We start from the raw sequence: 13082 nt of genomic DNA on the forward strand, positions 1-13082 counted from the left end.
CCACCCGCCCGGCGTCCCCGGACACCGCCGCCACCACGCGCGAGACCCGGGAGAGCGGCCTCGAACGGCAGTTACGACGCCGCAGGGAACGCGCCAGCTGGACACTGCGGGGGATCGCCGCCAGGCCCCCGCTGCTGAACGGGACCGTCGGCGGCATCTGGGCCGGGGAGTGAACGGGACATGAGCCACGGGGAGCCGGAACCGGCCAGAATCATCTCCTTCTACTCCTTCAAGGGCGGCGCCGGCCGCACCATGGCCGTCGCCAACCTCGCCTGGATCCTGGCGGGCGCGGGCAAGGCCGTGCTCGCCGTCGACTGGGACCTCGAAGCGCCCGGCCTGCACCGCTACTTCCAGCCGTACCTCATCGACCAGCAGCTCACCGAGACGTCCGGCGTCCTGGACATGTTCGAAGGCTTCGTGGACGCGGCCCGTACCGCCGGCGCCGACCAGGACGACCTGAGCCGACTGCACGCGGAACACGCCGACATGACGCGCCACGTCGTCGGCCTGGAAGCCACGTTCCCCGGCCGGGGCCGCCTCGACTACCTCTCGCCCGGCCAGCAGAACGCCTCGTACCCCAACCGCCTCGCCAAGCTCAACTGGAACGACTTCCACCGCAGCGAGGAAGGCGCCGCCTACATCGAGGCCCTGCGCGAGCGGATGCGCCACAGCCCCTACGACTACGTGCTCATCGACAGCCGGGCCGGCCTGTCGGACGGTGCCGCGATCTGCACCCAGATGCTGCCCGACACCGTCGTCATCGGCCTGGCCCTCAACAGCCAGTCCATCAACGGCGGCGCCCGCGTCGCGCGCAGCGTCCGCGCCCAGGAAGGCCGCGAGATCGGCCTCCACGTGGTCCCGATGCACGTCGAGACCTCCGAACTCCAGCGCCTCGCCCTGCGCAAGGCCGAGACGCGGCAGACGTTCGGCCCGGTCCTCGGCTTCGACGACGAGGCGGCGCTCGACCGCTACCTGTGGGACGTGCAGATCCCCTACAAGCCGTTCTACGCGCTCGGCGAGGAACTCGCCGTCTTCTGGGAGGACCCCACCGACTCCCTCAGCCTCCTCACCCAGTACGTCAAGCTCGCCGAACGGCTCACCGACGGCGAGGTGGACCGCTTCGACTGGGCCCCCGAGAGCGCCCGCCGCCGGTGGTACGAGCAGACCCGGCCCGCGATCTGGCAGCGCCGCCCCGAGACGTCGGTCATCCTGCACGCGCCCGAGGACCAGAACTGGGCGGACTGGATCGGTCACGTCATGACCCGCAACGGCGTCCGCGTCATCGCCAGGAACGCGGCGGACGGCGACACCGGCGGCCTGCCGGAGACCGACTCGGTCGTGGTCGTGCTCTCCTCCGCCCTGCACGGCTCGCCCGACGACATGACCGTCACCCGCCTCTTCCAGGGCGCCCCCGTCACCGCCGACCGCAACCCCACGGTCGTCGGCGTCCGGGTCAGCGGCACCCAGTTGCTCCCGTGGTTCGAGGCGGCCGACGCCGTCAACCTCGTCGGCCTGTCCGAACCCGAGGCCACCCGGGCGCTGCTCGGCCGCCTCGGGCTCGCCGGGCGCGGTGACGACCTCCCGGCCCGCCCCGCGGCCGGCGGCCCCCGCTACCCCAACCGGCGCCCCGACGTGTGGAACGTTCCCTCCCGGAACCACGCCTTCACCGGCCGCGCCGCCGTCCTGTCCGCGCTGCGCGCCGGGTTCGACCGCGGCGACGCGTCCCGCAACACCCAGGCCCTGCACGGCATGGTCGGCGTCGGGAAGCGCGAGGTGGCCCGCGAGTACGCGCACCGCTTCAGCTCCGAGTACGACGTCGTCTGGTGGATCCCGGCCGCGGACCCGCAGCGCATCCAGGCGTCGCTGACCGAGCTGGCCCGCGCCGTCAACCGGGCCTGCGGCACCCGGACCGGCGAGGACTGGGAATCCCTCCGCGACGACCTGCGCCGGGGCCGCCCGTACGACCGCTGGCTGCTGATCTTCGTGGACGCCGGCGAGCACAAGACCCTCGACCCGTACATCCCCAGCGGCGGACCCGGCCACGTGCTGGTGACCTCGCGCAGCAACACCTGGGAGCGGTACGCCGACAGCCGGCGGCTCGACGTGTTCAGCCCCGGGGAGAGCGTCGCGCTGCTCCGCCACCGCCTGCCCAGGGCCTCCGACGACGACCTCGCCCGGCTGGCCGAGGTGCTCGGCCACCACCCCTCCGCGGAGGACACCGCCGCCGCGTTCCTGCGCTACGGGCTGCTGTCCATCGGCGACTACGTCGAGCGCATCCGGAACGACGACGTGACCCTGCTCGCGGAGCGGCTGCCCGACGGCCCCGACTCCGAGTTCGCCACGCCCTTCCGCCTCGCGTTCGAGAGCCTGGAGCAGGAGGCACCGGCCGCCGCGAAGCTGCTCGACCTGTGCGCGTTCCTCTCACCCGAGGGCGTCTCGCTCCGGATCGTCCAGTCCCCGGCCATGCTCCGCCGCCTCGCGGAGATCGACGGCCGCCTGGCGGACGGCATGCGGCTGCACAACCTCCTCACCACCCTCGCCAACCGCGCGCTGGCCGAGGTGGACCAGGCGGAGGAACGGCTCAAGGTGCACCGCCTGATCCAGGACCTGCGGCGCAGCCGGATGGACCAGGAGACCCGCGACCGCACGCGCCGCGAGGCGCTGAGCATCCTCGCCGCCATGGACCCCGGCGACGCCAACTGCGACGCGCTGATCCACGAACCCGTCTACGCCGAGCTGGACAAGCACCTGCTGGTCTCCGGCGCGCTGGAGAGCGACGACCCCGACGTCCGCCGCTGGGTCGTCAACCAGGTGCGCTACCGGTGGCGTTGCGACCGGTGGACCTCGGCCCGCGACCTCGGCCTCGACCTCCTGGCCGCCTGGCGCGAGCGCTTCGACGGGGACGGCTCCACGCTCCGCCTGGCCACCCAGGTCGCCAACGCCCACCGCTCGCTGGGCGAATACGACCAGGCGCGGGCGCTGGACGCAGCGACCCTGCGCACCCAGCGCCAGCTCCTCGGCCGCCGCGACCCGTACACGCTGATGACCGCCCGGGGTTACGCCGCCGGACTGCGGGCCGTGGGCGCGTTCGCCGACGCCCTCGCCGAGGACCAGGAGACCCTGGCCGGCTTCCGCGAACAGTTCGACGACGACCACCCCGACACCCTCAACGCGTCGGCCAACCTCGCCCTGTCGTGGTTCCTCACGGGCGCCGTCGAGGAGGCCATCCGCCAGGACCAGGTGACGTTCGAGGGCCGCAGGCGGGTGCTGACCGAGGCCCACCGGCTGACGTGGAAGTCGCACACCAACATCGGCACGTACCAGCGCGAGGCCGGACGGTTCCGCGACTCGCTGGCCACGCTGGACGAGGCCAGGAACCGGCTCCACCGCATCGACGGCAGCGACTCGCCCCTCACCCTGCGGGCCGTGAAGAGCCTCGGCATGACCTACCTGCGCCTGGGGGACCTCAACGCCGCCGCGCAGCTCTTCCAGGAGGCGCTGATCGCCTACCGCAGGCAGTGGGGCGACGACCACCCCGACACCATGGCCTGCGTGCTCGCGGTCGCCGCCGGCCTGCACGCCAAGGGCCGGCACCCCGAGGCCGCCGACTACACGCGCGACGTCCTGGACCGGTACGTCCGCGTCTACGGGGACCGCCACCCGTTCACGGACATGTGCCGCGCCAACCTCTCCCTCTACGCGCTGGAGAGCGGGGCCACGGAGGAGGCGGCGGCGGTGGGGCGGGTCGCCGCCGGCCAGTTGTCCCTGAGCCTGGGCCCCGACCACCGGTTCACGCTGGTCGCGCGCATGAACTACGCCAACACCCTGGTCGCCGCGGGGGAGTCGCAGTTCGTCGCCGTGGAGGACGCCAAGATCCACGAGCAGTGCCCGGAGCGCTGGGGGCCCGACCACCCGATCACACTCACGGCCGCCGCGAACCACGCGCACAGCCGCCCGCAGGGCAGGGCGGACACCGACAAACCGGACGGACGCGACGGACGCGACGAGCCGGCGCGCCGCTGCCGCGAAACGCTCGGCTCCGACCACCCGCTGACGCGCGCCCTCGCCGCCCAGCCCTACCGCCGGACGGGCGCCGAACTGGAGGTCACGGACATCTGACGGGGGCCGGCCGCGGCCGGATCGGGACGACAGACGGGAACAGGGAGACGATGTCAGCGCCGGGACGGCACATCATTTACCCGGAGAAGGAAACGCCGGAGATCCGCGAGCTGGCCACGCGCCTCGACGAGCTCCTCGGAGCCGGCGACGCCGGGGGAGTGGGGCACGTGGTCTTCTTCGACGGCCAGCTCCCGGTCTTCGCGATCCCGGTGGCCCCGGACCCCGCGGCCACCGCGCTCACCCTGCCGCCCGGCGACGGCGACGCCGCGGCCGTCCACATGCGAACCGGCCGCCAGCTCTACCACCTGCTCACCGCCCTCGAACCCGAGCTCACCGCGCTGCGCAGCGGCCCGCTCATCCGCACCGTCCTGCGCTCGCCCGCCGGCGCGGTCTTCTTCTACCTGGTCGACACCGGCGTCTACCTGTACGGCACGACCGCCCACCCCGACCACATCGACGCCGTCGACCGCCGGCTGGCCGCCGCGGTGAACGGCATCCGCGAACTGGTCCACCTCCAGCGGCTCAACTACGGCTCGTTCCTCACCAGCGGACGGCCGTCCACCGGCCGCCTCCCGACGCCGCCCTACGGCACCGCCGTCCTGCCCTCGCGCGAGCCGGACGGCGAGCGGGACCCCGGCGAGGACACGGCCACCGAACTCCTCCTCCGCGCCTCCCTCGCCCCGGACGGGCTCCACTACGTGGCCTACTACCGCGACAACCGGCTCGCCGCGCGGCAGGACATCCTCGACCACCCCGCCCTCACCCCGTTCTTCGCCCTCGCCACCACCGGCCGCGACAGCCGGCGCGCCCAGTACCACACCATCGGCCACCTGCTGCCCAGCGTCGTCCGGCGCCTCAACTCCACCCTGAGCGCCGTCGCCGGCGGCCACCTCCTGCGCCTGGTGCTCGACGTCGAACAGGGCGCCATCTCCTACCACGCGCTGCCGGACAAGCGGTTCCTCGTCGGCGTCACCCTGGACCAGGAGCGGGTGGAGGACGCCGACGTGGCCCTGGCCCGGCTGGGACGCGCCCTCGGGGCCGGCTGATCGCGCGCTTCCCCGGCCCCGCCGTGGGTATGTTTCCCCGTACGAGCAGCCCGAGGACGGTGACGATGCGTCATACCAGACGGACAGCACGTGCCCTGGGCGAGGCCATGGCCCGCCCGCTGCTGCTGCCTGCCCTCGTCGCGCTGGCGGGCGTCCTGCTGGGGAGCCTCCTCCCCATGGACGACGTCACGGACGACGGCGCCTACACGTATCTGACCGGGCTGCTCCTCGCGATCGGCCTGTACGGCAGCGTCACCGGCATCTCCCGCCCCCAGGCCCGCGCGGACCTCGGCCGGATCGTCGTCGCCATCAGCGTCGGCGTCGTCCTCAAGGCCGTGCTGATCGGCGTCGTGCTCGCCCTGGCGTTCCGCGGCGAGCCCGAATACCTCGTGCTGGCCGTCGCCATGGCGCAGATCGACCCCCTGTCCGTCTCGGCCGTCCTCGACCGCCAGGACATGTCCGACCGCGCCAAGTCCCTGCTCGGCGCCTGGGCTTCGTTCGACGACCCGGTCACCACGATCCTGGTCGCGTACGCCACCGCGCTGCTGCTGGACGACAGCGTCAACGGCGGCTCCTACGCGACCGGTCTCCTCCTCAACGCCGCGCTCCTGCTGGCCGCCGCCCTGATCTGGGTGGCCCTGCGCGCCGCGCCGAACCGGGCCCGCGTCGCGGCCCTGCTCCTGCTGATCACCGTGGCCGCCTGGCAGTTCCTGATGCTCGGCCTGGCCCTGGCCGCCCTGTTCTTCCGCCCCCACCTGGGCCGCTGGATCCCCCGCGCGACCAACGGCGCCATGCTGACCGCCACCCTGCTGCTGGGCATGCTCCTCGCCCAGGGCGCCGACCTGGCCGCCGGACTGCTGCTCGGCGCGGCGACGTACACGGCGCAGATCGTGGTCGGCTCCCTGGTCACCACGGGCATGACGCGGCGCGACCGGGTCGCCCTGTCCCTGAGCCAGCAGAACGGCATCACGGCCATCATCCTGGCCCTGGTCCTCCAGCCGATGCTGCCGCAGGCCGTGGGCATCATCGCCCCCGCGATCTTCACGGTGAACGCCCTCCACGCCACGTCCCACACCGTCCTGGCGGTGGTGCGCCGCCGCGCCACCGTGGCGGAGGAGGACACGGCCGGGGCACCGGAGCCGGTCCCCGTCCCCTGACCGGGCCGCCGGGGGCCCTCTGTTACCGTGACCGCCGTAACGGTGAGCCGACCGGTCCCGACGAGCCCCGGACTTTCCTCTTCCCATGACGACGTATCAGCAGCTGCGCGACCTCTCCCTCACCCCGCTCGAAGAGGCGGTCGAAACCTGGCGGAGCGCCACCGACGAGCTGTCGGCGCAGATGGAGGAGGCCCGGGACGGGATGGCCGCCCGCGCCGCCGACGCCGAGTGGCAGGGCGAAACGGCGAGCGCCGCCCGCACCCGCATCGACCGGGTGGCGACCGCCTTCGGCGACGGCTTCCTGCAGGCCCGCGCCACCCGGATCCTGCTGGAGGACTTCCTCGAATCCCTCCGGAGCCTCAAGCGCCGCCTGGCCGACCTGGAGGACACGGCCGCCGCCCACAGCCTGAACATCCGCGACGACGGCACGGCGGTCACCCGCTACGACTTCGGAGTCGACCACGCCGAGCAGTTCGCGGCGGACATCAGCCCCGAGACCCGGGCCGCGATCGAGGAGACGACGGCCGGCATCCAGCAGATCCTGGTGGAATGCGCCCACCTCGACGAGGTGGTGGCACGGACCCTGTACGACATCGCGGGCGAGGACCGCGACACCTTCCGCAGCCCCGGCACGGTCGGCCTGGAGGCCGGCCTGCACCACGACGCCCTGCGGGACGCCGCCGAGTTCGTCGACCTCGCCCGGCGGCAGGAGGCGCTGACGCGGGAAGAACTGGCCCGGCTGGACGAGCTGCTGCTCCACCACCTGGACGACCAGGCGTTCGCCGAACACCTCGCCACCGGCCTCGGGGCCGAGGGCCTGGCCGACTTCTGGCTGAACAACGCCAGTTACCGGATGCCGGGCACCGGCGACCGCGGATCCGAGGAGTGGCGGCTCCTCGCCGGCCTCCAGGAACACCTCGGCACCGTCCTCGGCACCGCCACCCAGTCCGACTCCCGCGCCATGGAGCAGTGGGAGGCGGACGTCATCACCCTGGCCGCCGACGGCATGCCCCAGGGCGCCCAGGTGATGAGCGCCCTGATGCGGCACGGGACGTACGAGCCGGACTTCCTGACGGAGTACGGCGACGCCCTGATCGCCTACGAGCAGAGCAGGGCGGAAACGAGCCCGGCCGTCCTCTGGGACTCCCAGTCCACCGTCGTCTACGACTTCACCGGCGGCGAGGACCTCGGCCACGACCCGATGGCCGGCTTCCTCACCGCCCTGGGCAACAACCCGGACGCCGCCACGGCGTACTTCCAGCCACCGGACGGCTTCGACCCGCTGGACGAGGACTCGGAGCTCAACTCCCGCCTGCGGTACCTGGCGACCGACCGGGAGTGGGAGGGCGGCCAGGTCCCCGGCGACACGCGCGCCGCACTCGGCGACGCCCTGCTGGCAGCGGCGACGGGCCGCCCCACGGCCGACTGGGAGAACCCCCTTGCCGCCGGTACCGCGGACCTGCGGACCCCGGAGACGGCCGCCGTCATGGAGCAGGTCATCGGCCTCTACGGCGACCTCGGCGAAGGCGGCGATCCCCACCTCGGACTCCTCGGGGAGCAACCCGAGATGGCCGAGAGCCTCGGCCGGATGGCGGGCGCGTACATGGACGACCTCATGTACCTGGGCGGCGCGAAGTTCTCCGGGACACGCGACGGGTTCGAGGACATGTTCGTCCCCCCGTACGGCGACCGGCTCGGGAACGACCCGGCAGAGGTCCGCTCGTTCCTGTCGATCCTCGGCAGGGACGAGACGGCCCACCGGATCACCACCCAGGCCGCCTACGCCTACACCCTGGGCAACCTCGACGCCCACCCCCCGACCAGCGAGGCCGCCTACAACGAGGGCATGAACAGCCTGATCGCCGGCGCACGCGTCCGCGAACTCCTGGACCAGGGCCGGGTGGACCAGATCGCACTGGACTTCGAGAACGACACCGAAGCAGCCGAAGAGGCCCGCGCCCGAGCCGGCGGCTGGGTCAAATCCACCCTGAACGCCGGCATCACCGCCGGCCTCACCGCAGGCGCCATCGCCGTCTCCGGAGGCGCCGGCACCATCCTGGTCCCCACCGTCGCGGCCAGCACCGGCGTCTTCCTCGGCGAAATCACCAACCAGACAACGGACTCCGCCCTCGACCTGGGCGACCAGGCGACGGCCGAACGCGAATCCCGCATGTCGGCACAGGAGTTCTACAACGCCGGGGTCGAGGAAATTGACCGGTTGGCTACTCGTTACTACACCCTGGCCGATGAGGCTGGAATTTCCACTCCCGAGTACGGGCGTTACTTGCAGGACCTCGAAGAAGCCTACGATTTGGACATGGAATAGGTGATACGAACGATGGCTGCAAGGCGCTTGACCTCCGCCCGGATGCAGCTGGCTGCTCCCTGCCTCGCGGCTATGCTCTGCCTCACCGCATGCTCCGGTGACAAGGGTGACACGGAAACCGAGCCGTCACCGGAAGAAGGCCTGCCAGCGACCGAGGTATGCGGGGGCGTGCTCTCAGGTGCAGCGGCACGTGATCTGGAAACCATGATGGACGCCGAACTGTTTACCCAGGTGGACGAGGCGGGCGCCGATTTGCAGGCATTCCTTGAAACCCTGAAAGAGCCCGGAGCTCGTCAGGAAAGGCTCTGCTCCATCCGCGCGGAGGGCGATTGGGATGCTATCCGCATCGATGTGGGATGGGAGTTGACGGTCGAAACCCAAAATGCGGACTCATTTGTCGAGTATGCGGCAGGGCGTCAAGCTCTTTCCTCTCCTGCCTTCAGTGCCATCATTTTTTCCTGCCCCGCTCCCGCCGGTGAGGAATTTCCCGCCTCCGTCGCCAGGGCGACGATGGGCACCGATGGCGCGGACTTCGACACAGATCTCCTGATGTCCGTCCTGAACGCCGCTGCCCGGGCGGTCGCCGAGGGGCTGGGCTGCCTCGCGGAGTCCGGGCTTCCGGCCGGGGCTCCCGAACGGCTCGCCGCCGAGTGAGGCGTGCGCGTACCGGCGTTGCCCGAGAGTCCTGACAACCGGGTGTCACCTGGCGACGGGCGCGCGGAGCCCCGGACCCCGGCGGTAGCGTGGCGGTCATGGCGGACTGGGAGATGCGGCCGGCGTCGATGTCGGACGTCGAGGCGGTGGCCGAATTGCGTGCGACGGTGCTGCGGGCGGATCTCGAACGGCTCGGGCGGTACGACGCGAGGCGGGTGCGGCAGCGGTTGCGCGACGGTTTCGACCCGGCCCACACCTGGGTGATCGAGGTCGACGGCACGTTCGCCGGCTGCGTGGCGCTGCGACCGGCCGGGGACTCCCGCTGGCTGGAGCACTTCTACCTGGCCCCGCGCCTGCACGGCGGCGGTATCGGCTCGGCCGTGCTGCGCGAGCTGCTGGAACGGTGCGACCGCGGTGGCGTCGTCGTCCGGCTGAACGTGCTGCGGGGCAGTCCGGCCCGACGGCTGTACGAGCGGCACGGGTTCACCGTCGAGACCGAGGATCCGGTCGACGTGTTCATGGTGCGCGAGCTTCCCCGGAACGCGCCACGGCCGCCCGGTGACCCCGTCCACCGGGCGGACTCCACACCGGTCGCGTCGTCGACCGCACCGGAACAACGCCCAAGGTGTCAGTCGGCCACACCACCGGCGAACGGCGTCGTCCGCCAATGGGCGAGGGACGGCTTCAAGTAGTCCAGCAACGGGGGCAGACGCGGCACGAGCGCGAGGGCGGCGATGACGCGCAGCATCCCCACGGCGTTCACAAAGCGCAGAACGTCCTCGTTCAGCGGCCTGATGCCGTTGCGCCGCGCGCCGCGGTTGTAGGCGGCTTCGTGATCGGGCCCGAGAGCGGCGAGGTCCCACTCGACGGGCCCCAGCGTGACGAGTTCGAAGTCGGCGTAGAGGTCCCCGTCCCTCCCGGAGAAGATGTTCGCGGGCGGGGAGTCACCGTGGACGGGCTGAAGGCCGATCCCCGGAAACGCGTCTTCGAACGCCTCGCGCGAGCGCACGAGAGGCTCCAGGACCTGCCACTCGCGACGTGCGCGGTCCAGGTCGTCCGGACCGATGAGGTCGGGGCGCTGCCCGAGCCAGGCCAGGCTTTCCGTGACGAACCGCGGTTCGGCAGCGGACAGGAACGACAGCCGCCCCGGGTACGCGCCCATCGCGGCGTGCAGGTCGGCGACGCTCTCGGAGTTCGCCACATAGTCGGGCTCTCGCTCCCGGTCCTCCTCCACCCACTGCCAGAACGTCATCGAGAATCCGTCGCGCCGAACGGGTGCCCGCGGCACGAGCGGGCTGGGCGGAATCACGGGCGTTCCCTGGTCCGCGAGCCAGCGGGTCACGTCCAACTCCGCCTGCTGGCGGCACGCCAGGGAGTCGGGACTCACGCAGGGCGGCAGCACGGTGGGGATCCGGGCCACGACCGGCGAGGGCGCGAGGTGGACAACGACGGAGAACAGGTCATGGAGCACCCGGGCGTCCGTCACGGTGAGTCCGAGATCGCGCCCCGCCCCCACCGCCGCGTCGACTGCGGCCGAGGTGCGCTGGGCGATGTGCCGTGGTGTCAGGAAGTCGGTCACGGCCCGATCGTGTCACGCGGCGGAATGGTCCGACGGCACCGGGCCGCCCCGCTCAGGTGGCCGGGCCGCCGTGCGGGCCGCCGCCGGCTTCGCCCTCCCGCGCGATCCGGACGAACCGGTCGATCCACGGCGACCGGTTGCCCTTCTGCCGGAGAGCCAGGGCCCGGTACGGCGCCGCATCCGGTACCGGGCGGTACGTCACGTCGGGGCGGACATTCGCCGCGGCGAGCGAGACGGGCACCAGTGCCACGGCCTGGCCCAGGGCGACCACCTCCAGCAGTTGGGCACTGTCGCGCACGACCGGGCCGTCGGCCGGGCGATCCGGATGCCCCAGCCAGTAGTCGCGGTCGACCACCTGCGAGTCGCTCCACCGGGGCGCGGGCTCGGTGACCAGGTCGGCGGTCCCGAGCACCGCACGCCCGGCCAGCCGGTGTCCCACGGCGAGCGCGGCTACGCGGGGTTCGGTCATCAGGAGTCGGACGTCGAGACCGTGGCTGTCGACGCACGCGGCGATGGCCAGGTCCGCGCGCCCGTCCCGCACCATGTCGGCCTGCTCACCGAAGCCACTCACCACCACCCGGAGTTCCGGCGCGTCCGGATCCGCCCGGAACCGTTCGCAGACCCGGAGCAACAACCGCGTGGCCACCCCTGGTTTGGCGGTGACCACAAGTCCGCGACCGGGAACGGCGGCCCGCCGCGTCCGGCGCACCGCGGAATCGAGGGCGCCGAGGACGCCCGTCGCCTCCTTCAGGAGAACGTGGCCGGCCTGGGTCAGCGCCAGCCGGTGTCCGGTGCGGTCGAAGAGGGCGACACCGAGCCGGCGTTCCAGGCGGCGCATGGCCCGGGACAGCGGCGGCTGCGCGACGCCCAGTCGTCCTGCCGCACGGGTGATGTTCAAGTCCTCGGCGACGGCGCAGAAGTAGCGCAGCTCGCGGATCTCCGGCTCCGGCATACCGCCAGGGTATGGGGCGGTACCGGATCGGTCTTTCCCTTCCGGCGCCGCGTCGGCTGAAGTGGAAGGCATGAGGAACGTGAACGACGTCGCACTCGTCACCGGCGGCAACAAGGGCATCGGCCGGGAAGTGGTCCGCCGGCTGGCCGAGTTGGGGTACACCGTTTACCTCGGCGCCCGCGACGCGGAGCGCGGCCACGCGGCCGTCGAGGAGTTGACGAACGAGCCGGGAGCCGCCGCCGACTCGGGCGGGCGCCACAACGGGCTGGACATCCGGTTCGTCCCCCTCGACGTCAGCGACGCGGCATCCGTGGAGGCGGCCGTCAAGACGGTCGAGACCGCGACCGGCCGGCTGGACGTGCTGGTCAACAACGCCGGAATCATGACCGAGTGGGGCGTCCCGACCGCCGACATCACCGCCGCGCGGCTTCGCGAGGTGTACGAGGTCAACGTCTTCGGCGTCGTCACGGTGACATCGGCCTGCCTGCCGCTGCTGCGCCGTTCGCCCAACCCCCGGATCGTCAACATGTCCAGCGGACTCGGGTCGCTCACCCTGCTGAGTGCCCCGGACAGCCCTCTCCCGGCTCAGGGCTTCCTCGCGTACAGCTCGTCCAAGGCCGCGCTCAACGCCCTGACCGTGATCTACGCCAAGGCCCTCCACGCCGACGGCATCAAGGTCAACGCCGCCAGTCCGGGCCTGGTGCCCACCGACCAGAACGCCGAAGCGACCTTCCCCCGAGGCAACCGCACCACAGCCGAAGGCGCGGTTGTCCCCGTCCTGCTCGCGACGATCCCCCCCGACGGCCCCACCGGCACCTTCCGCGGACCACACTCCCTCAACGACACCATCCCATGGTGAGCCCAGGGGGGCCGCATCCGCCCGCGCACGCGAGAAGACCCCGGACACAGCTCACGCGCTGATCACGAACGCCACGGCCGGCAGCGCCGACGTCGGCCCCTACCGGCCCGGCATCAACCTGGTCACCGCCGTCGCCGTACTCGGCCTCCTGCTCAACGCCGTCCCCTCGTCCGCACCCGTGGCAAGACGACGACCCGCGCCTGACCCACACCCCCCGAACGGCCCCGCGACGCACGCGCGCCCGCGGGGCCGCCGCGCGCGGCCACACGACTCGCCGGAGACGCCCGAGACCGAAGTCCGATGCCGGCGCGCCCCGGCACCAGCCCCCGACGTCACGCGTGTCCTCGGTCGGCCCCGGCGGCAAGCCCTGCTCGGTGTCCGCCACGACGA

General features: G+C 72.3%; 8 protein-coding genes and 1 pseudogene. 7 read left to right on the forward strand and 2 right to left on the reverse strand.

Features of this window, described 5'->3' with window-relative positions; translation table 11 throughout:
* Positions 1-180 precede the first annotated feature (180 nt).
* The 6 genes and pseudogenes from fxsT to ACSNOC_RS06745 all read left to right on the forward strand — a co-directional run.
* Positions 181-4119: an FxSxx-COOH system tetratricopeptide repeat protein gene (gene fxsT / locus ACSNOC_RS06720; RefSeq protein ID WP_436746329.1), complete on the forward strand. Its 3939-nt coding sequence runs from the start codon at positions 181-183 to the stop codon at positions 4117-4119.
* Between the two features lie 50 nt (positions 4120-4169).
* Entirely contained in the window at positions 4170-5165 is a 996-nt protein-coding gene (locus tag ACSNOC_RS06725; RefSeq protein ID WP_436746330.1) for a hypothetical protein, read from the forward strand.
* Positions 5166-5230: 65 nt separating this feature from the next.
* Positions 5231-6322, forward strand: a complete 1092-nt coding sequence (locus ACSNOC_RS06730) for a hypothetical protein (protein ID WP_436746331.1) — start codon at positions 5231-5233, stop codon at positions 6320-6322.
* 85 nt (positions 6323-6407) lie between these two features.
* Complete coding sequence (locus tag ACSNOC_RS06735; protein WP_436746332.1) at positions 6408-8648, forward strand: DUF6571 family protein; 2241 nt, start codon at positions 6408-6410, stop codon at positions 8646-8648.
* A gap of 72 nt (positions 8649-8720) precedes the next feature.
* On the forward strand, positions 8721-9302 hold the full coding sequence (locus ACSNOC_RS06740; protein WP_436746333.1) for a hypothetical protein: 582 nt from the start codon (positions 8721-8723) through the stop codon (positions 9300-9302).
* Between the two features lie 98 nt (positions 9303-9400).
* A pseudogene (locus ACSNOC_RS06745) lies at positions 9401-9847 on the forward strand (N-acetyltransferase family protein); the annotation flags it as partial.
* A gap of 83 nt (positions 9848-9930) precedes the next feature.
* Here ACSNOC_RS06745 and ACSNOC_RS06750 read toward each other — a convergent pair.
* Together ACSNOC_RS06750 and ACSNOC_RS06755 are read right to left on the reverse strand one after the other, a co-directional pair.
* Positions 9931-10881, reverse strand: a complete 951-nt coding sequence (locus tag ACSNOC_RS06750; RefSeq protein WP_436746334.1) for a phosphotransferase family protein — start codon at positions 10879-10881, stop codon at positions 9931-9933.
* A 52-nt stretch (positions 10882-10933) separates the two neighbouring features.
* Positions 10934-11833 (reverse strand): LysR family transcriptional regulator, encoded by a 900-nt coding sequence (locus ACSNOC_RS06755; protein WP_436746335.1) that lies wholly within the window; start codon positions 11831-11833, stop codon positions 10934-10936.
* 70 nt (positions 11834-11903) lie between these two features.
* Here ACSNOC_RS06755 and ACSNOC_RS06760 point away from each other — a divergent pair, with 70 nt between their 5' ends.
* Positions 11904-12692 carry an SDR family oxidoreductase gene (locus ACSNOC_RS06760; protein ID WP_436746336.1) on the forward strand — a complete coding sequence of 263 codons (789 nt, stop codon included), beginning with the start codon at positions 11904-11906 and terminating at the stop codon, positions 12690-12692.
* Positions 12693-13082 lie beyond the last annotated feature (390 nt).

It is taken from the genome of Streptomyces sp. URMC 129 (assembly GCF_051386415.1).
GTDB lineage: Bacteria > Actinomycetota > Actinomycetes > Streptomycetales > Streptomycetaceae > Streptomyces.

What these genes read in the sequence shown, in the direction of transcription:
- fxsT (WP_436746329.1), top strand. Translation starts at nt 181, where the DNA reads ATGAGCCACGGGGAGCCGGAACCGGCCAGAATCATCTCCTTCTACTCC.
- ACSNOC_RS06725 (WP_436746330.1), top strand. Translation starts at nt 4,170, where the DNA reads ATGTCAGCGCCGGGACGGCACATCATTTACCCGGAGAAGGAAACGCCG.
- ACSNOC_RS06730 (WP_436746331.1), top strand. Translation starts at nt 5,231, where the DNA reads ATGCGTCATACCAGACGGACAGCACGTGCCCTGGGCGAGGCCATGGCC.
- ACSNOC_RS06735 (WP_436746332.1), top strand. Translation starts at nt 6,408, where the DNA reads ATGACGACGTATCAGCAGCTGCGCGACCTCTCCCTCACCCCGCTCGAA.
- ACSNOC_RS06740 (WP_436746333.1), top strand. Translation starts at nt 8,721, where the DNA reads ATGCTCTGCCTCACCGCATGCTCCGGTGACAAGGGTGACACGGAAACC.
- ACSNOC_RS06755 (WP_436746335.1), bottom strand. Translation starts at nt 11,833, where the DNA reads ATGCCGGAGCCGGAGATCCGCGAGCTGCGCTACTTCTGCGCCGTCGCC.
- ACSNOC_RS06760 (WP_436746336.1), top strand. Translation starts at nt 11,904, where the DNA reads ATGAGGAACGTGAACGACGTCGCACTCGTCACCGGCGGCAACAAGGGC.